Origin of the sequence: Streptosporangium lutulentum (genome assembly GCF_030811455.1) — a bacterium.
Taxonomy (GTDB): Bacteria; Actinomycetota; Actinomycetes; order Streptosporangiales; family Streptosporangiaceae; genus Streptosporangium; species Streptosporangium lutulentum.
This window is the reverse complement of the sequence record NZ_JAUSQU010000001.1, coordinates 3,834,527-3,857,662: the sequence shown is the minus strand read 5'-3', so window position 1 is coordinate 3,857,662 and position 23,136 is coordinate 3,834,527. Positions and strand designations below refer to the sequence as shown.

At 67.1% G+C, this 23,136-nt stretch carries 15 protein-coding genes; 6 read left to right on the top strand and 9 right to left on the bottom strand.

Annotated features, from left to right (window positions below):
- Positions 1 to 170: 170 nt before the first annotated feature.
- Together J2853_RS17225 and J2853_RS17220 are read left to right on the top strand one after the other, a co-directional pair.
- Complete coding sequence (locus tag J2853_RS17225) at positions 171 to 1,391, top strand: lipase family protein (RefSeq protein WP_307559132.1); 1,221 nt, start codon at positions 171 to 173, stop codon at positions 1,389 to 1,391.
- 272 nt (positions 1,392 to 1,663) lie between these two features.
- Complete coding sequence (locus J2853_RS17220; RefSeq protein ID WP_307559130.1) at positions 1,664 to 2,296, top strand: class I SAM-dependent methyltransferase; 633 nt, start codon at positions 1,664 to 1,666, stop codon at positions 2,294 to 2,296.
- Between the two features lie 75 nt (positions 2,297 to 2,371).
- Here J2853_RS17220 and J2853_RS17215 read toward each other — a convergent pair whose 3' ends face one another.
- From J2853_RS17215 to J2853_RS17190, 6 genes are all read right to left on the bottom strand, one after another.
- Positions 2,372 to 2,608, bottom strand: a complete 237-nt coding sequence (locus J2853_RS17215) for a hypothetical protein (RefSeq protein ID WP_307559129.1) — start codon at positions 2,606 to 2,608, stop codon at positions 2,372 to 2,374.
- A 469-nt stretch (positions 2,609 to 3,077) separates the two neighbouring features.
- Positions 3,078 to 4,364: an ABC transporter substrate-binding protein gene (locus J2853_RS17210; protein ID WP_307559127.1), complete on the bottom strand. Its 1,287-nt coding sequence runs from the start codon at positions 4,362 to 4,364 to the stop codon at positions 3,078 to 3,080.
- A 3-nt stretch (positions 4,365 to 4,367) separates the two neighbouring features.
- Entirely contained in the window at positions 4,368 to 5,405 is a 1,038-nt protein-coding gene (locus J2853_RS17205; RefSeq protein WP_307559125.1) for a branched-chain amino acid ABC transporter permease, read from the bottom strand.
- The gene (locus J2853_RS17200) at positions 5,402 to 6,283 is read right to left on the bottom strand and encodes a branched-chain amino acid ABC transporter permease (RefSeq protein ID WP_307559123.1); all 882 of its coding nucleotides are present in this window, start codon (positions 6,281 to 6,283) and stop codon (positions 5,402 to 5,404) included. Before J2853_RS17200 ends, J2853_RS17205 begins: the two co-directional genes overlap by 4 nt.
- Positions 6,284 to 6,285: 2 nt before the next feature.
- Positions 6,286 to 7,011, bottom strand: coding sequence for an ABC transporter ATP-binding protein (locus J2853_RS17195; RefSeq protein WP_307559121.1), 726 nt, complete (start codon positions 7,009 to 7,011; stop codon positions 6,286 to 6,288).
- Positions 7,008 to 7,766: an ABC transporter ATP-binding protein gene (locus J2853_RS17190; protein ID WP_307559120.1), complete on the bottom strand. Its 759-nt coding sequence runs from the start codon at positions 7,764 to 7,766 to the stop codon at positions 7,008 to 7,010. The genes J2853_RS17195 and J2853_RS17190 overlap by 4 nt, the downstream gene beginning before the upstream one ends.
- Positions 7,767 to 7,958: 192 nt before the next feature.
- On the opposite strand from J2853_RS17190, the gene J2853_RS17185 reads away from it, so the two are divergent.
- Entirely contained in the window at positions 7,959 to 9,356 is a 1,398-nt protein-coding gene (locus J2853_RS17185; RefSeq protein WP_307559118.1) for a PucR family transcriptional regulator, read from the top strand.
- On the top strand, positions 9,343 to 10,845 hold the full coding sequence (locus J2853_RS17180) for a long-chain-fatty-acid--CoA ligase (protein WP_307559116.1): 1,503 nt from the start codon (positions 9,343 to 9,345) through the stop codon (positions 10,843 to 10,845). The genes J2853_RS17185 and J2853_RS17180 overlap by 14 nt, the downstream gene beginning before the upstream one ends.
- 104 nt (positions 10,846 to 10,949) lie before the next feature.
- Here J2853_RS17180 and J2853_RS17175 read toward each other — a convergent pair whose 3' ends face one another.
- The 3 genes from J2853_RS17175 to J2853_RS17165 all read right to left on the bottom strand — a co-directional run bounded on the left by J2853_RS17175 (position 10,950) and on the right by J2853_RS17165 (position 14,436).
- Positions 10,950 to 11,306 carry a hypothetical protein gene (locus tag J2853_RS17175; RefSeq protein ID WP_307559115.1) on the bottom strand — a complete coding sequence of 119 codons (357 nt, stop codon included), beginning with the start codon at positions 11,304 to 11,306 and terminating at the stop codon, positions 10,950 to 10,952.
- Position 11,307: 1 nt separating this feature from the next.
- Entirely contained in the window at positions 11,308 to 13,674 is a 2,367-nt protein-coding gene (locus J2853_RS17170; RefSeq protein ID WP_307559113.1) for an AAA family ATPase, read from the bottom strand.
- A 369-nt stretch (positions 13,675 to 14,043) separates the two neighbouring features.
- Positions 14,044 to 14,436, bottom strand: coding sequence for a hypothetical protein (locus J2853_RS17165; RefSeq protein ID WP_307559111.1), 393 nt, complete (start codon positions 14,434 to 14,436; stop codon positions 14,044 to 14,046).
- Positions 14,437 to 14,973: 537 nt separating this feature from the next.
- On the opposite strand from J2853_RS17165, the gene J2853_RS17160 reads away from it, so the two are divergent.
- Together J2853_RS17160 and J2853_RS17155 are read left to right on the top strand one after the other, a co-directional pair.
- The gene (locus J2853_RS17160) at positions 14,974 to 21,060 is read left to right on the top strand and encodes an ATP-binding protein (protein WP_307559109.1); all 6,087 of its coding nucleotides are present in this window, start codon (positions 14,974 to 14,976) and stop codon (positions 21,058 to 21,060) included.
- Positions 21,057 to 23,108 carry an MBL fold metallo-hydrolase gene (locus J2853_RS17155; RefSeq protein ID WP_307559107.1) on the top strand — a complete coding sequence of 684 codons (2,052 nt, stop codon included), beginning with the start codon at positions 21,057 to 21,059 and terminating at the stop codon, positions 23,106 to 23,108. Before J2853_RS17160 ends, J2853_RS17155 begins: the two co-directional genes overlap by 4 nt.
- Positions 23,109 to 23,136 lie beyond the last annotated feature (28 nt).

Sequence of the window (23,136 nt, the reverse complement as noted above, 5' to 3'; positions counted from 1 at the left end):
ATGAGTTGGTGAGCACCGGGGTTTGCTCTCGGAAGGCCGAGGAAAGTGCACTAGACAAGCCAGGCCCGATGGACCTCACGCTGCCGGTGACGGCCATTTGCCCCATTTCTGGTCGCAATCGCAATCAGGTGGCGAGTGTCATCCCTGCACATGACCGGAAGGCGCATGACGTGGACGCTGTGGATACCGCCGGGACCACTCGGAGGTTCGAGAGAACGGGTCCGGTGGGGCGGCGGCCGGAAAAGGAGCCGGAGACGGGCGGGCTGCGGACGTGGGAGTCGAGGGCTCCGACCTATGAGGAACTCCGGCCCTTCGGCCGCCGTGAGACTCCGGGATTTCCCGTCTACAAGGATCTGGAGGAGCGCTTGCTGCGCGCCGGGGCGCATCCGGATCCTGAAATCGCGTACGTCATGGCGACGTGTTCGGCCTACGCCTACGCGGGCCCGGAGACCGTCTCCATGATCATGGCGAGGCTGGGACTTGAGGGCAACCGGTGCCGGATGATCCAGTTGTCCGTCGACGCGCTGTTCCTCCGCTCGACGGCGTTCGTCATCCAGAGCAGGAGCGGCAAGGTCGCCATCCTGTGCTACAGGGGCACGGAACCGTTAAGCCTCATCAACTGGATGACGAACCTCGACCTTGAGCCGGAACGGATCAGCTACCAGATCGGAGATCGCCACCCCACGGTGCACGGCGGCTTCTACCGCAACACGCGGGCGACGCGCTACGAGGTCATGAACACCCTGCGGCGCGCCTGCGAACGCGGGCCGGCCGGCGTCTCGTCCTCCGACGGCGCCCACGGCCCCGGCCTTCCCCCGATGGAGGGCGGCCTTGAGGCGCTCTACATCACCGGGCACAGCTCGGGCGGCGCGATGGCCGGGCTCATGGCCGTCATGATGAGACACGAGAGCAAGTATCGGGAGGTGTTCGCCGACCGTCTGAAAGCGGTCTACACCTTCGGCCAGCCGATGATCGGCAATCCCGATTTCGCCGAAGCCTGCCAGGACGACGAATTCCTTCGGGAGAAGGTCGTTCGCCACGTTTACAACGACGACATGGTTCCGCACCTTCCGCCTGCGGTGTCAGGGCCGTTCCAGCACTTCGGGCGCGAGTACCGGTATCGGGTTCCGCGTCGTGACACGCTGACGGGCCTGCTGGGATATCTCGGCCATTCCTCTCCGCCCCCGGAGGGAGAATGGAGGGAAAGCATGAACCCGACCTCCCAGACTTCGGGTGTCTCGGCGATACTTCTGGCCAATCTGGCGTTCGTCGCCGGGAAATTCCAGTTGACCCGCTCGCTGCCCACCGCGCTCTCCGTCGAGGATCACTTTCCCCGGCACTACATCTCGTCGCTCGTCCCCCGCGGAGTGCAGAACGAATTCGGCGACTGATCCTCTCCGACCTGTCGGGCCGACGCGTGGGGCCGACGCGTCCGCGACCGAACCTCGGGCCCTCTTCCTCCGTGGGCTTTCCCCGCCGGGCGGCGCGGTCCGCACGCGTGTGAACGACGCGAGCGCGTTGACATCCACTCCGTCCTGAAGGGCGGCGATTCCCGTCTGCCGCGGGTGCGGCTCCGGGCGGGTTTCCGCTTCGTAGCCGGAGGCGCGCGAACGGTGATCCCGGTAGGTAGATTCGGGGAACCGAGAGAAGGGCTGGTGGCGCGGTGGCCGACTTCGACGGGCGGGACCTCCGGTTACGCGCATACTGGGACCGCCAGGCCGTGACCTACGACCGGCAGATGGCGTTCGCCGAGCGCCGCTTCTTCGGCGACACCCGCGAGTGGGTCTGCCGGCAGGCTTCCGGCGAGGTGCTGGAGGTCGCGATCGGCACCGGCCTGAACCTCGGGCACTACCCGGACGGCGTGCGGCTGACCGGCGTGGAGTGGAGCGAGGCGATGCTCGCGGTGGCCCGGCGCCGCGCCGGGCCGCTCGGCCTGCGGACCGACTTCCGGCAGGCCGACGCGCAGGAACTGCCCTTCCCCGACGCGTGCTTCGACACGGTGGTCTGCACGTTCTCGCTGTGCGCGATCCCCGACGAGTCACGGGCGCTCACCGAGATGGACCGCGTGCTGCGACCGGGCGGCCTGCTGCTGCTGGCCGACCACGTCGCCTCGTCGTCCTGGCCGATCCGGGTGCTGCAGGCGGCGGCCGACCTGGTGAGCGTTCCGTTGCAGGGTGAGCACTTCCGCCGCCGCCCGCTGCCGCTGGTCCGCGCCATGGGATTGGCCGTGGAACGGCACGACCGTTTCAAACTCGGCATGATCGAACGCTTCGCCGCCCGCAAGCCCTTTGCCTGACGCCCGGGTGACCGGCGGACGGGCGGAGGACGTCGGGTCCGTGACGCCTCTGGTCGACCGGCCGCGCCGGAGGCCTCACGCGTAGAGGAACCAGAGGCCGTAGGGCGGATAGGCCGACCCGGTGCTGACGAAGGTGCAGGTGAACGAGGTCCAGTAACCGTTCTGGACCCCGTGGTTCCCGTATCGGTAGCAGTCGTCCGAGCCGTAGTAGACGTTCCGGAGCACGGCGGCCTGCGCGGGCGCCACACCCGTCGAGACCGCCAGGCCACCGGCGAGGGCGACCGCGGCCAGCAGGGTTCGTACTCTGCGCATCCATCCTCCTGTGAGATGAGCGAAGTCCACCTCGGGACCTCGTCCGGACCGGCCGGAACCCGGCTTCCCGACCAAGCCGACCGGCGTCGAACCGGCTGGCGTCGAACCGGCTGGCGTCGGGCCGACGACCGTCGCGATGACCACCGTCGAACCGGCCGGCATGGTGAAGCGTCGCATCGGAGGCCACGCGACGACAGGCCGTGCCCGCCCTCACCCGGCTCGGAGGGGTGTGACCTGGCACGACCGGTGAGAGAACGTGCCGCGATCCTGAAACGTTCAGGGGCCCCGCGATCATGACGGCGACGACGGGGAGAGCCGTACACCACGCGTGCGCACCGGCGACACGCGCTCGTCGTTCCGCGTCACGTCGAGGGGACCGGGACACACGGAGAAGTCCCCGACCCCGCGCAGAGCGGGATCGGGGACTTCTCCGGGAAAGCGGCCTGACGACTTCCGGGCGGTCCGGCGCTCAGTCGGTCAGCGGGCCGAACTCCTTACGGGTGTCGATCACGTCGCCGAAGAGCTCCCAGCGCTCGCCCTTGAACTCCATGAGCTGCATGGACTCGATGGGGAAGCCGTCATCCGCCGCGGTGTTCAGCGTGACTCCCGGCAGCAGCATGTCGACCTGGACGTTCTGAAGCGCCCGCAGGGAGTCGCGCAGTCCCTCGCGGGTCGGGCACTTCACCGCCTCCATCGCCTTCTGGAAGCTGCTGGCCGCCGCCCATCCGAAGGCGTGGTAGGGAATGGTCGGATCGGCGTCGGGCGCGTACTGCTTCATCTTCTCGTTGTAGAGCTTCATCTCCGGGTCGTCCGCCCACTTCGGATCGTTGGGGTCCTTGTAGTACGTGGACGACACGACGCCCTGCACGTTCTCGAAGCCGACCGGCTTGAGGACGGTGACCGAGGCGGCGACGTTGTTGACGATGTGCAGCGGATTCCAGCTCGTGTTCTTGGCGTCGGCCGCCAGCGCCTGGGAGCCGAACTTGGGCGTCGTCACATTGAGCAGAACGTCTGCCTTGGACTCGGCGAGGTTGCGCATCTGGGGGTCCACGCTCGGGTCGGAGACCTCGTAGCTCTGCTCCGCGACCACCGTGACCTGGCTGCCCTCGATGGCCTTCTTGAACCCGCCCAGCAGGTCCTTGCCGAAGTCGTCGTTCTGGAACAGCACCGCCACCTTGGCGTCGGGCCGCTCCTGCTTGAGGTACTGCGCGTAGACGCGGGCCTCGGAGATGTAGTTGGGCTGCCAGCCGATGGTCCACGGGTGCGCGGTGTCCGTACCCCACATCGACGCGCCGGTCGCGACGAAGACCTGCGGCACCTTCTGCTGGTTGGTGTAGTCCCAGGTCGCCGCCGTCGAGGGCGTGCCCAGCGTCTGGAAGAGCGCGAACACCTGCTCCTGCTCGACGAGCCTTCTGGCCTCCTCGACGGCCTTGGGCGGCTGGTAGCCGTCGTCGCGCACCACGAACTCGACCTTGCGGCCGGCGATGCCGTTCTTCTCGGCGTTGACGTAGTCGAAGTAGGCCTTGATGCCCTTGGGGATGTCGCCGTACGCGGAAGCGGGCCCCGAAAGAGGGTAGATGCCGCCGAGTTTGATGCTCGTGTCCGTGATGCCGGTGGTCTGCTGCCCCTGGCATTCCCCGGATCCCGACCCCGACGCCGCCGTGCTCGGCGTGGCGGCCTCTCTCCCCCCGCAGGCCGCCAGGGCGACCAGCAGGGTCGCCGTCACCGCCGTACAGCCGATCGCAGATACCCGCATTTCCTACTCCTTCCGGAGAATCTTTGTGATCGAGCGCGTCACGCGCCCCGCCAGTCCGGCAAGACCTGTCGGAGCGACGTACATCACCGCGATGATCAACAAGCCGAAGATGACGCCGGGCGCGGCGTCGTTGACGTCCTGGGAGATGCTCGGGACGAACATCATGAACAGCCCGCCCAGCAGCGGTCCCGCGAACGAGCCGAGGCCGCCGACGACGATGCTCGCCAGAAGGGTGATCGAAAGCGTGAGGACGAACGAGTCCGGGGAGACGAACCCGATGACCCACGTGTAGACGCAGCCCGCCGCCCCCGCGAACATCGCGCTCCACGCGAAGGCGAGCGTCTTGTAGAACGACAGCCGCACGCCCATGACCTCGGCCGCCGCCTCGTTGTCCCGGATGGCGTGCAGGGCGCGGCCGACGCGCGAGCGCAGCAGACCGTAGGCGAGCAGGAAGGCGAGGACGGCCACGGCCAGTGCCAGGAAGTACAGCCACTGGTCCTCGGCCAGCCCCGTCCACGCCGGCGGTACCGGTTTGCCGAGTGTCAGCCCCATGGAACCGCCGGTCAGCGCCTCGAACCGCTTGAGCAACGGCACGAGGAAGACGGCGATGGCCAGTGTCACCAGGGCCAGGTAGAGCCCGCGCAGGCGCATGGCGGGCAGGCCGAGCGCCAGGCCGATCGCGAACGCCACCGCGGCGGCGATCGGCAGGGTCGCCAGGTGCGGCAGCTCCCACCGGTCGAGCATGATCGCCGACCCGTAGGCTCCGACGGCGAAGAAGGCGCCGTGCCCGAGGGAGATCTGACCGGCGTGCCCGACGAGGAGGTTCAGTCCGAGCAGCGCCACCGCGTAGACCAGCACCATGGTGAGCTGGAAGACGCGGAAGGGCACGAGCTGGAACGGCGCGTAAAGGGCCACCGCGAGCAGCAGCGCCACCGCGATCCACCGCCAGTGCGCGGTGGCGACGCGCGCCAGGGACCGCCCACGGGTGGGTACGTCCGCTCGCACGGCCTTCTTCTCGGTCACTTCCGCCGGCCCGCTCATGCCCTCTCCACCACCGCTCGGCCGAACAGGCCCTGGGGCCGCAACAGCAGGATGCAGAGGATGATGACCAATGGCACGCCCACCTTGAGGTCGGATCCGATGAAGCCGACGTACGCGCCGGCGAGCGTCTCGGCGACGCCGACGATCAGGCCGCCCACCACCGCGCCCAGCGGACTGTCGAACCCTCCGAGGGTCGCCGCGGCGAAGGCGTAGATGAGGACGCCGCCCATCATGTTGGGCTCCAGGAAGAGCAGCGGGGCCACCAGAACGCCCGACACCGCGCCGACGGTGGCGGCGAGTCCCCAGCCGAGCGCGAGGGTCCAGCCCACCCGGATGCCGACGAGCCGGGCCGAGGAGGGATTGGTCGCCACCGCGCGCATCCCCAGGCCGATCTTGGTGTGCTGGAAGAGCAGGTACAGCAGGCCCATGACCAGGCCGACCACGACCAGGATGCCCAGCGTCGAATACCCCACGCTGAGCCCGCCGGCCTCGATCGCGCCGCCGGGGAACGGATTGGGGAAGTCCTTGATGAGGAACGTCCAGATCCATCCGGCGGCGGCGTTGACGAAGATGAACAGCCCCACGGTGACGATCACCACGGTCAGTTCGGGGGCGCCCTCCACGGGACGGATGACGACCCGCTCGATGAGCATGCCGCCCGCGAAGGACACCGCCAGCGTGAGCACCAGTGCCAGCCAGAACGGCAGGCCCGCGGCCGTGAACTGCCAGGCGATGTAGGTGGAGAACATCGCCAGCTCACCCTGGGCGAAGTTGACGATCCCGGTGAACTGGTAGATCAACACCAGGGCCAGGGCCAGGCTGGCGTAGATCGCGCCCGCGCCGAGCCCTTCGATGATCTGCTGCAGGAAGCCGGCCATGTCTAGACCCGGTATCCGAGGTAGGACTGGGCGACCTGTTCGTCCGCCCTGATCTGCTCCGCCGATCCCGACAGCACGATCCGGCCGCTCTCGAGGACATGCGCCTGTTGGGCGACGCTGAGAGCGAGATGGGCGTTCTGCTCGACGACGACCACGGTGGTCCGCTCCTCTTCGTTGACTGCCCGCACGATGCGGAAGAGTTCCTGGGTGACCATTGGGGCGAGGCCGAGGGAGGGCTCGTCCAGAAGGAGCAGCCGTGGCCGCAGCATGAGCGCCCGGCCGATCGCCAGCATCTGCTGCTCACCGCCGCTGAGGCTGCCGGCCACCTGCGTCAGCCGCGTCTTCAGCACCGGGAAGTAGGTGTAGACGCGCTCCAGGTCGTCGTTCACCGCGCCGCGCCCCCGGCGTACGAAGGCCCCCAGGCGCAGGTTCTCCTCGACGGTCAGCGGCATGAACGTGCCGCGCCCCTCGGGCACGTGCGCGACGCCCTGCCGGGCGAGCGTGTCCGGTGAGCGCCCGGCCAGGTCGGCTCCGTCGAGCCGGACGTCGCCGCGCACCCGGACCATGCCGGAGAGCGCCCGCAGCAGGGTGGTCTTGCCCGCTCCGTTGGGTCCGAGGATGGCGCATATCTCCCCCTGGCCCACGGTCAGGCTCACACCGTGCAGGACCCGGGCGCCCCCGTAGCCGGCGCGCAGGTCCGTGACCGTCAGAAAGGCGTTCTCGCTCATATGGCCGTCCCCAGATATGCCCGCATGACCCCGGGATCGCGCTGGACCTCCGCGGGCGGCCCCTCGGCGATCTTGCGGCCGAAGTCCAGGCAGACGACCCGGTCGCAGATCCCCATCACGAAACCCATGTGGTGCTCGACCACGACCACCGTCACGTCGAACTCCTCGCGGATCGCGCGAAGGGTGTCGGCGAACCCCTCGACCTCCGCGGAGTTGAGCCCGTTGACGGGTTCGTCCAGCAGCAGCAACGCGGGGCGCCCGATCAGCGCCCGAGCCAGTTCCACCCGCTTGAGCGTGCCGAACGGCAGCCCCGACGCGGGGTGGTCGGCGACCTCGGTCAGCGCCAGCCGATCCAGGATCCTGTCCGCCTCGGCGCGGAGCCGGTTCTCCTCGCGGCGGACCGTCGGCAGCCACAGGGCCGCGGTGAGGAAACCGGCCCCTCCGCGGTGGTGCGCGCCGACCAGTACGTTGTCGCGCACCGACAGGTGCGGGAACAGGCCGAGGTTCTGGAAGGTCCGCGCGATGCCCGTCCCCGCGATCGCGTGCGGCGCCATGGCCAGCAGGTTCTTTCCCTCGTACAGGACGCTTCCCGAGTCGGCGTCGTATCGCCGGGTCAGGCAGTTGAACAGTGTGGTCTTGCCGGCGCCGTTCGGTCCGATGAGCCCCACCATCTCGCCGCGGCTCACGGAGAAGCCCACGCCATCCAGCGCGGTGATGCCCCCGAAGCGAACGGTAAGATCGTGTACCTCCAGCATCCGGCCTCCTGGGCGCAACGAGCGGAAGAACAATGTTCTGAAGTTCTGGTCAGCGTAGGATCCGCCCGCAAGGAACCGCATTGGGCACGGCCACCCAAAATGTGACAGGGGTGTTGTCCGCCGCGCACAGCGTGTGTCTCGGACCGGTTACGACCCGTTGACCGCCAGGCCGCAACCATGGATCATCCCGGCATGTCCAGTGGATTCAGCACGGAAGCACTCACTGGTACGGAAGCGGTCCGCGCTGAACGCGCACGTATCCTTTCCGAACTCCTCAACGACCTAGACGAGCTGGCCGGCACCGCGGCCAGGACCATGCGGGCCGAGATCCCCGCGTACGCGGCTCAGGACGAGACGTTCCACGCCGACGTGCGAAACCAGGTGACCCAGCACTACCGCAGCAAGCTGGCCGTACTGCTCGAAGACCGCACGGTGACGTTCGACGACATCGCCTTCACCCGCCGGGCGGGGATGCGGCGGGCACGGTCCGGGGTCGCCCTGGCCGACTACATCAACGCCTTCCGCGTCGGCCAGCAGGTCTTCTGGGAATCGGTGGTCAAGCGCGCCGGCCGCTCGTTCGCCGGTCACGAGGCCGCGCTCTCGCTGGTGACTCCGCTGATGCGCTACTGCGACTTCGCCAGCACGCACGCCGCCAACGCGTACATGGAGTTCCAGCAGTACGCCACCGCCGAGGCGGTGCGGGAGAGCAGGGACCTGCTGGAAACCCTCCTGGCGGGGAACACGCCGACGCGCGGACAGCAGCTCGCCGCGGCCCAGGCGCACGGCCTCGGGCCCGACACCCGCACGCCGTTGCTCGTGCTGATCGCGATTCTCCTGCCGCGGACCGCCAGGTCCGGGGGAGAGTCCGTGGCGACGGGCCCGGACCGCGGCGCCGACGCGCGGCACGCGGCCTGCGCGGCGATCGCCCGGACCGCCGGGAACGGCACGAGGACGCTGTCGGTCGTACGGCAGTCGGAGATCGTGGCCATTCCCGCGCTCGGACCGGGGGTCGACGCCGAGCAGCTGTGCGACCGGCTGCAGACGGTGCGGGAGAACCTCCTCGGCGAGGGAATCGCCCTGGCGATGGGCGTCAGCACCGTGATCGCCGGAACCGCCCAGATCCCGCAGGCCTACCAGGAGGCTCGCACGGTGCTGGAGTTCCTGCCCGAGGAGGGAGGGGTGGCGGCCCTGCCGAGGATCACGGCCTTCCAGTATCTGGCGCTGAAGGCCGACGACACCGCCCGGCACCTGGTCGATCCGCGGATCACGGCCCTTCTGGCCGAGGACCGGGCGCGCGGCGGCGTGCTCACGGCCACGATCCGGGCCTTCGCCGCCGACGACCTGAACCTGCGCGCCTGCGCGGAGCGGCTGCAGATCCACCCCAACACCGCCCAGTACCGCCTGCGCCGGATCCGGGAGCGCACCGGACGCAATCTGCGCCGCATCAACGACCTCCTCGATCTGCTCGTCGCGATCGCGCTTCAGGACACGCTGTCGCCGGGCACCAACCTCGATGGGAAAAGACTGGCCGCCGCGACCAATGAGAGCGGCGGAAGCCAGACGTACGGTCGTTTCCATGAATCTCGCTGACCGGCTTCACGCCGCCGCCGAGCGGCTCACCGGCAGAGCGGTCATCACCCTCGACGAGGCGGAGATCACCTACGACGGACTCGAACTGATGAGCGCGCGCGTCGCGTCGCTGCTGCTCCTGCGCGGGATCGGCGTCGGCGACCGGGTGGCGGTCATGCTGCCGAACGTCCCGGAGTTCGCCGTCGTCTACTACGGGATTCTCCGGATCGGAGCCGTGGTCGTCCCGCTCGACCCGCTGCTGAAGAGACGGGAGATCGCCGCGTACGTCGGTGACTGCGGGGCCCGGCTGCTGATCGCCTGGCACGCCCTCGCGGAGACCGCCGAGGCCGGTACCTCGGGCACCGGCGCCGACTGCTTCTTCGTGGTCCCCGAGGAGTTCCGCCGGCTGCTGCGCGGGGTGGAGTCCGAACACGAGATCGTCCAGAGGGCGGGCGACGACACCGCCGTCATCCACTACACCTCGGGGACGACCGGCCGGCCCAAGGGCATCGAGCTGACCCACGCCAACCTCGTGAGCAACGCCACGACGGTGGCCCGCATGCACGCCCTCGGAGTGGACGACGTCGTCCTCGGCGCGCTTCCGCTCTACCACGCCTTCGGTCAGACGTGCTCGCTCAACGCGACCGTCCACGCCGGCGCGCGGCTCACGCTGCTGCCGCGCTTCGAGCCGGGCCGGGCGCTGGAGGTGATCAGACGCGACGGCGTCACGGTCTTCCAGGGCGTGCCCACGATGTACATCGCGCTGCTCGACCACCTCGGGGTCTCCGACCTGTCACTGCTGCGCCTGTGCGTCTCCGGCGGCGCCGCGCTCCCGCTCGACGTGCTGCGGGCGTACGAGACGCGGTTCGACTGCCTGATCATGGAGGGGTACGGCCTCAGCGAGACCTCCCCGTCGGCCGCGACCAACCGCGCCGGCCACGGCCGCAGGCCGGGGTCCATCGGCTGGCCCATCAAGGACGTCGAGATGAGGGTGGTCGACGAGTTCGGCCGCGAGGTGCCGTGCGGCCACGTCGGTGAGATCGTCATCCGGGGCCCCAACGTGATGAAGGGCTACTGGAACAACCCCGCCGCGACCGCGGAGGCGATCCGTGACGGCTGGTTCCACACCGGCGACCTCGGCAGGGTCGACGACGACGGGTTCTTCTTCGTCGTCGGACGGCGCCGCGACGTGATCATCCGGGGTGGCCGCACCGTGTATCCCCGGGAGGTGGAGGAGGTCCTGCACGAGCACCCCGCCGTACGGCACGCGGCGGTCGTCGGGGTTCCCCATCCGGAACTCGGGGAGGAGGTCGCGGCCGTCGTGGTGCTGCGGGCACCGGTCGAGGCCGACGACCTGCGCGCCTTCGTGAGGGAGCGGATGGCGGCCTACAAGTATCCCCGCCACATCTCCTTCGCCGACGAGCTTCCCCTGAGCCCCACCGGCAAGATCCTCAAACACGCCATCGCCCTGCCGCTCGACGCGACCGCCCCGCCCACCCGAAGGAGATGAGCACCCCGCCCGACCGGCTCCTGATCTCCCGATTGTCAAGTAGATCCCAGGCCGGATGAGGAGTGCTCATCCGGCCCGCGTTACCAGACCGGGTAAGTCCTCATTCACCGCGAGACGGAGCTGAGATCCTCGGCGAGGGTGCGCACCTCATTGTGGAGAATACGCAGATCACCAGCCGTCGGGTTGAGCTCGTAACCGTGGTAGTGACAGGCGGCGCTGAGCGCGGCCCACGCTCCGGCAGCACGTCGGGCACTGGCCGCATCGGCGTACTCCGTCAGGCAGAGCACCTGCGTCCGCATGCCGCATCGCTCCACACCTGGCTGGGTGCGGAGCCAGAAATCACTCATGCATGTCTCCAGTGCCTTCCGGAGCAGGAACGCGGTTGTGCGCGGCCAGGGCCCCTGGTCTTCGGAGCGAAGGACCGTGTCGGCGTCGTCGAGCAGGCGTGTGCAGGTCAGCATCTCAGTTCACCTCTCGGAGGAGCCGGGCCAGCTTGGTCACGTACTCGATCGGATCCTTTCCGGTGCCGCGGAAAGCGGCATCGAAGTCTCCCTGGTCGTGGGCGCCCCTGTTGCAGGCGCGAAACACGTCCCCGGCCCATCTGCCGATGGTGCGGTTGAGCCACCCGACCACCTCGCCGGGCTCGACGCCGAGGGCCAGGGCGGCGATGTCCGACGACCTGCGTGTCTCGGCGATCCGCCGCTCGACCGCGTCGTGGTCGGCGTCCGCGGTCAGCAGCCGCCGCCGGGCGACCTCGACGAGGGCACTCTCCAGCGCCACCCTGCACAGACCAGGCAGAACGGCGGGCGCCACGCCTGCGGGGAGCCCTGGATCGGCGAGGACGGAGCGGGCGTCCTTCAACGCCCGCTCAACCGGATCGTCGGAGACCTCCACCTCGACCTGGGAGCGCTCCTTGCGCCGCACCTCCAGGATCGTCGCCTGGATGCGCAGGCGGTGGATCGCCTCCCTCAGGCGGGTGTCATGGGTGAACACGACCACCTGCCGGAACTCCGCCACCGCCTCCAGGACCTGGGCCAGGCCGTCGACCTTGCTCGGGTCCATCGACTGCACCGGATCGTCGATGACCAGGAACCGGAAGGGGCTCTCCTTCGCCAGCGCCCGGGGCAGGAACAGCGAGAGCGCCAGCGCGTGCAGCTCTCCCTGGCTCATCACGCCGAGAGCCGCCCCCGACACCTCGTCCACCGTCACGTCGAGTTCGACCTTGCGCTGGGTACGGTTGCCCGCCAGCCGGATCTCGCCCAGGCTGACGTTGCTCTGCTGGCGCATGATCGCCCAGTACATCCGGGCATCCTGCCCCTGCGCCGACATGCGGGCCGTACGGAGGTCGTCGTGAACCTCGTGAAGCCACTCGTCGGCGGCCTTGACCAGCGGCAGCCGGATCTTGGCCTCGGCGGCCCCGCGCGCCTCCCGGCACCACGCCGTCACGGCCCCGGCGAGCTCGCTCCACCGGTCGTCCTGGTCGGCGAGGCGCTTGACGGCCTCGTCCCTGCTCAGCCGGCACTCCTCCGCCAGCCGCAGGCCGACCTCCACGAACCGCTGGACATCCTCGCCTTCCCGGCAGGCCTGCCACTGCCGCCAGGACGCCGTGAGTGAATCCGGCAGCCCCGCGGGTGAATCGCCGATCAGCCGATGCGCCGCGGCCCAGGCGGACCGCGACTCGACCCGGGCGGCATCGGCGGAGGCGGCCTCCCGGCGCAACCGGGTAACCTCCGCCTGCGCGCGTACGGCCCAGGCCTCGTCGAGGCGCCCCTGCGTCTCGCAGACCGGGCAGGCCTGGTCGTTCTGATGCCTCCGGTGATGCGCGAGCGCCAGGTCAAGCAGCTCGGCACGCTCACGAGCATCCTCCGCCGAACCACGCCGAACCTCCTCCAGGGTGCGCGCGGCCGCACGCACCCGCTCCGCCGCGTCTCGTACGGACTGCGGCTCGGGCCCCGCCAACTCCGCCATACGGCGAAGGGCCCGCAGCTCCGCATGCGCTCCGTCACCGATGGCGAGCTTCTCCACCACGGAGAGGTCGGGGTTGCTCTTGCTCAGCTCGGCATAGGCGGCACGCGCCCTGGGGTCGTCGATGGGGGCCAGCCCGCTGAGTAGGGGGACGAGAGCCTGACGAGAGGCCACCACCTCCTTGCCGAAGGCGTTCTTCTGGTCGCGGAGCGTCTTGCACGCTTCGGAGAGCGAACCCAGCCCGAGGATTCCGGAGACCTTGTCATACAGGTCGGACGGCTTGTCCAGAGCGTTGCCCAGCTCCGCGTAGGGCAGGAACGGGCGGTAGGCCGTCAGCGCGTGAGCCAGGTTCAGCGTGCTCAGCGGGGCGGGCCCCTGCCCGGAGCGACGCACGACCGCAGCCGAGTCCTCTACTTTGGTGCCGGTCCATTCCCGGCGGACCATAGTGGGCCGGTCCTCACCCGAGACCAGCAGCTCCACCTCGATCTCGGGGTTCGCCTGGCTGTGGAGGTTCTTGAAGCTGCTCGTCCAGATCTGTGACTTGGCGTTCCAGCGCGAGTTCTGGCCGGTCAGGGCCATCTCGGCGGCTTCGGCGAAGCTGGACTTGCCCGAGCCGTTGCGCCCGATGACAACGACGAGCCCATTGCCCTGGGGGAGCTGGAGCCGGGCCGATCGGCCGATGCCCCGGAAACCCGCGACGGTGATCGCACGCAGGTAGATCCCGGTGGGGGAGCCGGATGCCGTCGGTGGGGGCTCGCCGAGGGCCGACAGCACCGCGTCCTTAGCCTCAGCCGGGAGCCCGGACTCGGCCAGCCGAGCCTGGATGGTGTCGTGGAGCGTTACATGTGCTGGGGAAGAGGACACAGATTCTCCTGGTGGAGCGGGGGAAGAGCCGATCGAATCGTCGGCCGACGATGTCCAGTGAAGCATGTGTGACTTCAGTTCACAACTTTCTTTATTTATTTTGATGTATCCCGTCGCCGAACGGCGCAACCAGCTCTACCTCGGTCTCGAGGTCGGTTGTTCTTGATGTCCTCGAGGATGGCGAGGTCCCACGCGCGGACGCCTCCGTTGTCATTGCGAGAGACGACGGCCCAGTGTCCCTGTCTTGACTGTGAAGGTGGAGTCGATGTCAGAGTTGTGGCTGGGGTCGTCCTCGTGCACGTGTTTGGTGATGCTCTTATCGAGGCGGCGGACGGTGGTTGGGTCGAAGATTCGATTTGTGCCGCTGGCTCAGCCGCTGATCACGACGGATCGGCCGTCGAGCCCGCCCTCGTTGCGAGGTCCTTCGTCGCGGACCAGTTCGGACAGGGACACCCCGTCGACGTATTCGCTCACGATGTACGACTGGTCGCCCGCCATGTCAATGGCGATCACGCGTTCCGTACAGAACGGCGCGACCTGTCGAGCGGCCGCTGCTTCGCGGAGGAACCGCTTACAGGCACCCGGATCGTCAGCGAAACGAGCACGTAGAACCTTCGCCGCGAACTTCGCTCCCATCGACGATTCGCCAAGGTGGACCACGCCTCTCCAGGGGATCGGGACTTGATGAACAGAATGGCGATCCCGATAGGTGTCGTAGGCGGGGGTATCGACGTCGATGGCCCGGAAGGTGATCCCGACCACAGTGATGCTCTCCTGGCGGGCGAGGGGCTCCCTGCTGATCGCAGGTTGAAAGGCCCTGTCGTACATGTGAACCGAACTGGTGATCCGCTCGTGAAGGCCGATCGCAATGTTTTTATGTAATTATCTACTTTTAATGCTAAAGATCATGATATGACTGGAAACGCTAGGGAATTGCATAGATCTTGAGCAAGAGCAACTTGGAACGGTCCCTTCATCGCACTTGCCGATGAGTCGGCGGCCAGCAAACGGCGCGGCGCCGTTGTGGCCTGGATCCCGCAGTCCGGGTTGGCCTGTGGATGGGGGCCCTTCATCGCCTGCCTGGATGATCCCCGAGCAAGAAACATGCATGCAGGCTGTGAATCCAGATCACGAGATAAAATCGACTATTGTAGTTTTTTGGCATCGCCTGTACCTTCCCTATACACAAGAGTCGATGTTGTGGCGTGAGGCACTCGGGCCGCGGCCTTGCGAGATCGACTCCAAGCGGTAAGTCCATCTATCTGTGCTGACCTCTAGCGTGCTCCGCTGGAGATGGAGGTGGCCTCGATCGTGAAACGGAGCCGTCACAAGGAGAGCGAGCCCGAACGCCATGCGCCACTGGGGTTGCTCTCGAAGTTCGATTCTTTCCAGCAACTGGATCAAGTGCTCGCGAGTGCCGCAACCAGAGTGAGCGCTGACGACTTCCTGGCCGCCGTCAGGCACTATCCCCCACAGGTACGGCAAGCGATCTTCCACCAGGTAGGGCTGTCTCACCAGAAAGCGATGACCCCGTCGGTCGCCGCGAATCTCGTGCGCGTGCTAAACGCCTCAGACGCCAAACGATTATCGCTCGTCGGCATCCTGAGTGCCTTGGCTATCTGGGCTTTCGGCAACACCGATGAGCTGTCCGCCGAGGACTGCGGCCTTCTACTGAGTGAGGAAACCGCGGAGAAGGTGTTGAGAGAGGCCGGCGGCATCGGAATGGCGCTGCGCAACATGGCACAGATGCCTGGCAATCTGGTCGACCTCATTCTCGCGGATGCTCTTCGGCGAGACCTTCCTCTCTCTCCTGTCGCACTGGGCATGCTCGCCGCGTCAGCCCACAGGCTGGGAGCCGAGGCTGGGGGCGTTGTGGAGAGGCTGTGGCGGCAGGTCCAGAGCGACTCACCCGAATTGCCGGAAGCTCCTGCTGGAGCCGACGTCCTGGGTGCAGTGGCCCTAGCGCTCATGCAAGCGCCTCACGACCATGTCGTGGTCACCGAAGAGGAGGAGAGCGCACCAATGTCCGAAGATCACCGGATTGATTTTCCCGCTCAGGACCTACGGCGCTCCTTGGAACAACTCAGGGACTGCTTCGGAGCAGCCGCCGGAGCGGCTGGACGGGTTCATGAGGCGCTCTCCAGTGGCCTGCGTCCCTCCGACCCGGATGTCGACATGATCGCGCGAGTCTTGGACGAATTCGACGAGGTTCGAGACCAGATCCAGCGCATCAGCTCGGCTGAGGTGACGACGACCGTGGTGGACGAGCTGGAGCGTGCCCTCGATCAGGCCGAGGTCGTACAAGCTCAGGCTGACCGCGTGGGTGCGCTGGTACATCTCCAGGGACCGCCGCTTCTCGATGGGCTGCTCGCCGAAGTTCGAAAGGCGGCTGCTGAAGGCTCCTCTGCCGGGCTTGAGGCCCTTGCCGGTTTGATCGAACTTTCCGCTGACACGGACGCGATCCTGCTCGCGGATGAGCTCGAAGATTCTGCGAGAAGGGAACTGCCCTCGCGGTGGCAGCCGGTGATCCGAGCTGCCCTGAATGGACGGCTCAAGGTGGAACTGCCATTCGCCGATGATGTCTCCGGGAAGGCTCCAGCTAAGGACGAAATGTCGGATGAGAACGACGAGGAAGAGGGCGACGAGGGGGGCGTGACACCTCCTGCTTCCGCTCCCGACGCCGGGCCACCGGCAGGAGAGGCTGTCGTCGATCCAGACAGCGTGGAGGAAATATCAAACCTGGCTGATCTGGACCGCATGCTGGAAAGCCGGTTCGGATCTCAGCCCGAGGCACGCCCGGCTCAACCGCGTAACGTACGCCCGAAGGCGTCCGTCGTTCCGGAGGCCTCAACGGCCGAGGAACCGGCGCTCCCTTATGCGGGATCGGTCGCTGATTCCGAAGCATCGTCTCCCGGGAACTTCGGGGAAGAGGAAGTCGCAGCACTTCGTGCGCAGCGTTTCGGCCTGGCAGCCTGGATCCGAGTCGCGGTGGGGCGTCCGCACTCCGAGATAGCCGCACGGCGCTGCGCCGCTCTGGCCGTCGATATGAGCGCGTTCGCTGGGCGGCTCTCTGCGGCATTCAGCGAAACGGCCCAGCAGATCGTGACCGACGATCTGAGTGGTGACGCAGCGGGCCGTCTTTTGGCCTGGGCGGCGTCGATTCGCGCGGGGCTGGTCCATCCCACCCCCGAGTCGGCGCGCTTGGTGGAGGAGTTGGCTTCTACGGTCCTGCCATATCCGGCCATGACGGCATGCGGAGAGGCTTTCAGCCAGGCACTGCGCTCCGGCGTCTATCTGGTACCGGGACTCTCCGATCAGATGCGTGACTCCGCGGAAGCTGAGCGCGATCAGGATCGCGCGACCGCTACCTGTTTGCGTCTTCTCGAAGAGGGACCGCACAGAAGGATCAAATTCGCTCTGGCCACCGGGGTGTGGAAGTCGCTCATCCAGCCGGAGGGGGCCGTGGGCGAGCTGGTCGGCGTCGCGGCCCGCAACGACACCGGGCTCCTGAAAGAGACCGTCGAGAAGCTCGATAAACTTCGCGCGGCCGACGAGATCGACAGACTGATCGACCGTGAGGCGAAGCGTTCAGCGGGGTCTCGCAACAACAAGATCATTGCAGGGGCGCGATCCAAGCTGGTTGAAATGATCGATGAGGCGTTGGAACACGTCGCAACCTGGGCGACCGCCGTACAAGGCGTTCATAGCCGGCGCCGGGACGGGTCGAGCGAATGGCTGTTCCAGGGGTTGGCGAAGCTCCGGCAGGAGGTCGGTCCCCACCGGGCGACCCTCCGTGAGGAGTTTGACGCTCTTGCCAAGGCTGGGGATCCAGCGCTGGCGGCGGCCGCGACGGGAGCGGCCTACTTGATCACCGACACCCTCCATCTGCTTGACGGTGCGGTCTTGAGCGAGACGGAACCAACGGTGGCCGCCGTGCTCAACCAGGATCTTCTCTTCGCTCCCGAGGTGGTGGTCGATCCGGAGAGCCTGCGACCTCGAGAGATTCCGACGCTGGAGGCGCTGGCCCGGATCGCGACAGCGGACTCACTCGACTGGCGAATGGCTTTCGACACCCGAGCCGCGCGGGACGACCACGAGGGGACGCGCGCCGTGGTCACGGTGCTCTCACGCCAGGATCCCGACCTAGCGGCGAGCCTACGGCAGAAGAGGGACGCACTCGTTGTGGATGCGAGAAAGCTCCGGGACCAGCGCGTGGAGGCCGCCAAGGATCAGCTCGCCGGCTGGCGCAGGGATGGAGTGCTCACTGAGGCGGATGCGACGAGGATCGTGAGCAGGCTTCAGGCACTGGCCGAGTCCGGCAGGGAGGACTTCGGCATCATCACGGAGAACATCGCGGCACTGGAGTCCAAGGCCAAGGCCGTCCGTGCCGCACAGATCTCTGCTGAAGAAGCCCGGCTGGATGAGAAGAGCAGCGATCACCCTGATGTGCGAGCGGCCGCACCCCGCATCAGGGAGCACATCGCTAGAGGCGATCTGACGACCGCACGTGAGTGCATGGCTCAGGCGGAGGCAGGAAAACCGCTTCCTACGACCCAGAAGGCCGTTGATCACTTCAGCCGCTTCTTCCCGAGTTTTCCTCAGGCGTTCGAGAGCATGTCCTTCCTTTCCTCGGGGGGACGGGCACGGAAGCGGGAGAGTGACGAATGGGTCAAAAGCCTCATGGAGGCTATTCAGATCGGTCGCGATGTCGCCGATCCGGACCTGCACCGCGTTATGTCCGAGGCCCAACTCGACATCCAGGCGCTGCCTCCCGGCCGGCGTGAGGAGTCCAAAGAAGGGCTGCGCCTGTGGAAGACACTGGCTCTGGGACGCAAAGCCGCAGGCAACCTGGAAAGTGCGATCAAAGCCGTGCTGCGGATGATCGGACTGGAGGGTCTTCAAGAGCCCGGAGTCGAGGCGCCGAATCGGCTGTGGGTGACTCTGAACGAAGTCCGTTTCGGTGACGCGTTGCTTCCGGAGTTCGGGTCGAAGATGAGCCCATCGGGAAACAGCCTGCGGCTGCTGTTTGTCTGGCGCAGGCCCGGACCGCAGCAGCTGATCGAATGGCTAAAGGACGAGCCCCAGGACCGGACTGTCCTGGTGTTCTATTTCGGAGTGCTGTCCCCGAACCAGCGTGAGCAGCTGACCACGGCCGCGCGCAGGCGTCCCCGTCCGGTCGCCGCGGTGGTGGACGACGCAGCGATCAACTACCTCGCCGCCCTGCCCGAGGCGAGCTGGACCGCCACGGTCAACTTGCTCGCGCCGTTCAGCGCGGCCAACCCCTATGCCCCCACCGGGGATGTGCCGATGGAGATGTTCTACGGTCGTTCCTCCCAGTTGGAGAGCGTGACCAGCAGTTCGGGTTCGTCGATCGTGTACGGCGGACGCCAGCTCGGCAAGTCGGCGTTGCTTCGCGAGGCCGAGCGGAGTCTCCGTAGAAGTGATCCCGACCGCGTTGTGATCCTGGAGACCATCCAGGAGATCGGCAAGATCGTTCCGGAGAGCGCACTGTGGCCGCGCCTGGCAGGCAGACTCGCCGAAGCAGGGGCGCTCCCGCAGTCGGGGGCTTCGCTGAAGGATCGTGGAGAAATCTGCCGGCTGGTCAGGCAATGGATGGAGCAGGACCCGACCCGGCAGGTGCTGATTTTGCTCGACGAGGCGGATGCCTTCCTCAACCAGGATGCCGCCAACGCGAAGTTCACGAACGTGGAGGCTCTCCGCGATCTCATGCGGGACACAGACCAGCGAGTCAAGGTGGTCTTCGCCGGCCTCCATCAGACCGCCAGGTTCAAGGGCCTTTCCAACCAGCCCCTGACGCACCTGGGGACGCCGATTCCGATCGGGCCGTTGGACCCACAAGATGCCTTCGATCTGCTTACACGCCCTTTTATGGCGCTGGGTTTCCGTTTCCAGGCCACCTTGGCGGCGCGTATCATCGCCGAGGCCAACAACGCCCCCGCGCATATCCAGCTCTTCGCCGAAGCCCTGCTGAGGCGGCTGCGTCGGATGCCGATCCACGGTGGCGGCCTGCCGTACGAGATCACGCGTGAGGACGTGGACACGGTCTGGCGGGACAAGGCACTCGAGGTCGGGTTCCGGGACCGATTCGAGTGGACGCTCGACCTGGACAAGCGCTACAAGGTGATCGCTTATGCGGTCGCGTTCCATGCACTGTCGAACGGCATGGACGCGACCATCAGCGTACAGAAGCTGCGGGAGGAATGCCTCACCTGGTGGCCCGCCGGTTTCAAGAAATGCACCAGCGATGATTTCCGCGGACTGCTGGAGGAATGCGCCAACCTCGGTGTGCTCTCCTCGGACGTCGACGGATATCGCCTCCGCACGCCCCACGTGCTGACCCTGCTGGGGGGCGCGGACGAGGTCAACACCATCCTTTCGAAGGCCGAGGAGTTCGAACAGCCTGACTCCTTCGACGCTCACTCCTATCGGGCTCTTTACCGGAACGGCCCCGACCGGTCCCCGCTTACGGGAGGCCAGGTGACTCGCCTGCTGAGTCCCGGTGACAGCCTCCATCTGATCACGGGCTCTGAGGCCCTGCACATCGAACGCGTCGGTGCGGCGCTGAAAGAAGAAGCTGAACGTCAGCACGTCGCCCAGGTATGGCGGGTGGGGAATGGATGCACCTTTGAAGGCGCTGTCCAGCGAGCCAGGGACAGCGCCGGCCACGGCGTCGTGGTCGTGAACCTTGCGGGGCGTTCGTTCGAGCAGGCGACTGAGACTCTCAAGAGTGCGGCGAGCGCCGTATCGTCGGGAGGCCCCGGAACGTTGGCGGTGGCACTGGTGGCACCGCCCGAGCTGATCCCTCTCTGGCTGGCTGTGGGCACGGATACGGGTGAGCTCTCGCGTCTCGCCTGGGTCATGGAGCTCCGGCGTTACGACGAGCCGGACGTACGCCAGTGGATGAACGACGCCGATCTCGGCTATCGCAATCCGGCCAGTCAGGACGCGCTGCTGAAGCACACCGGTGGGTGGCCGCTCTTGATCAGTAAGGTTGTCGAGGGCCAGCCCGCTGACCGAGACCACGCGCTTGAGCGCTGCCGCGACTGGATCCGGGCGAACGCCGGGGAATTCATCAGAGCGACCGGCGTGCTCAGGGACTCCACGCTCCGGCAGGCCTGGCAGCAGATGATTGAGGTGGGTCCGGCGCGCCCGGATGAGCTCGCCGAATATCTGGAGGAGATGGCCGGTGATGAGGCCACCGATCCGCTGCATCGGGACAGTCTCCGCGCCAACGGGTACCCCTCCTGGGCTGCCCTGGTCGAAGTCCTCCGTCTACTCGGTGCACTGGAGCCGAGAGACGACGGTACCTTCGCCTGCGAGCCGGTCCTGGCCGCGGCGAGCGATTGGCTGGAGGGCCGCGCATGACAGCCGACCCGCTGTCCCCGCTGCTGCGCGCGACAGCAGAGGTTATCCTCACCCGTCCCGCGATGGCGGGATACGGAGGTGGTGCCGAGGCATTCGTCGCCGATCACAGGAGCATGCTGTTCGACATGCTCACCGAGTCGACGGAGCTACGGCAACTCAGCCGGGAGCGTCTGCGGATTCCTCGATCGAGGCAAGCCGAGCGGGATTTCGCCGAGCTTTTTCTCCACTCCGATTCGGCGGTGCGGGCGGCCGCGGCCAGGATCGCGGAGTCAGCCGCGAGAAGATCGTCCGACACGGCTGCAGATCGCAGGCTCCACCGTCTGAACGACAAGAACAAGCAGTTGCAGGAGAAGCTGCGGACGGCCACCGGGCGGCATGACAACGCGCTGGCCGACGCGGAGAAACACCGTGAGGCGGCGCGCGAGGCGGTGGAACGGGCCGATCGGCTTGATGTCGAGCTCTCGGCGATGCGGCGGCGGCTTCGTGACGTCAAGTCCATGGCGTCGGCGCTCCTCGCGCTGCTCCAGGAGGAGCCCCTAGAGATCGAGGGCGATGCGAGGAGTCGCGACCCACACCGGCTGCCAGAGGTGTCGGCGGAGTCCCGGCCATCCCCGCTGGAAGTAGCGGCGCAGGCTGCCGGAATCAATCCCGAGTCGTTTGTCTCCGCACTCCAGGCGCTGATCGAACCTCCGAAGCCACCGCTCACGGCTACGGTGGTCGTCTCCCAGGAACGCGACCTGAGGGTTGCGCCGCTGGGCGGCGGGACGAAGATCGGCGGCTCGTGTCTGCTGATCGAGGCGGGAGACACTCGCATTCTGGTTGACGCGGGACTCGTTCCGGGAGACCCGTCCGAACCGCCTCCGGAGATCGAGCGCGCGCTGGACGGCCCCATCCACGCCGTTGTGGTGACGCATGCCCATAATGATCACTGTGGGTACGTCCCAGCGTTGGCCGGCCGGTCGCCGAATCTACGGATCATCGCCACGCCGGAGACCACGCAACTCATGCCGGCGATGTGGCTTGACTCCGTAAAGATCATGAACCAGCGACAGCGGCTGGCGAGTGACTGGGGGGTAGAGACGGAGCCGCTCTACCCGCGTGAGGCGATCGCCAGGGCGACGCAGCGCTGCGAGGAACTGGCCTTCGGCGTTCCACGCCGGGTCGGCGACCTGACGGTGGAGCTGTTTCCGGCCGGCCACATCCTGGGAGCCGCCGGAGTCGTGGTGCGGGCCGGAGAATCCCGTGTCGTCGTCACCGGGGATATCTCAGGGTTCCGGCAGGAAAGCGTCGACGGCTACAGCATTCCTGATTCGGCTCGATACGCTGACCTGCTCATCATGGAGTCCACCTGTTGTACGGAGGATCACCGTGATCGCGACGGCATGGTCGGTGATCTCGTCAGAGCTGTGGAGGGGGTATACGCCGAGGGGGGCCGAGTGCTCATTCCGGCGTTCGCCCTCGGTCGCGCGCAGGAACTAGCCCTCATCATGCGAGGCCACCTTCCGCACATTCCGGTCCTCGTCGACGGTATGGCCGCCGACATCAGCAGGTCGTTCGAGACCGTGACCGCAGATGGGCCTCGCCGACTTTCGATCTTCGGTGACAATGTGAGTCGTGCCAGGCCCGGCGACCTGGATGAGTTCACCCGCGGAGTGGTGATCAGCACCTCAGGAATGCTCTCCGGCGGTCCCGCTGTGCGGTGGGCGGCCAGAATTCTCCCGGATCCGAAAAGTGCTCTGTTTCTCTCCGGCTACCAGGACGAGGAATCACCGGGCAAGCGACTGCTGACATCCGCGCGGGACAGTGCGCCTCACCTGGTCATCGATGACATGGGCGAGGAGAAGAAGATCCCGATCAAGGCGCGGGTGGATCTGATGAGACTGTCCGCGCACGCCGACAAGCGGGGACTGCTGGAGATCGCTGACGAGGTGTCGGCGCGCGAGGTGATGCTGGTCCACGGCATGGCCAAGCGCCAACTCGGGTTCCGTGAGGTTCTCCGGGTGCGTCGGCACACCACGACGGACACGAGGGCCTGGAGAGCGACCTAATACGTCGTGCGGTTACCAGGCCGGGCTC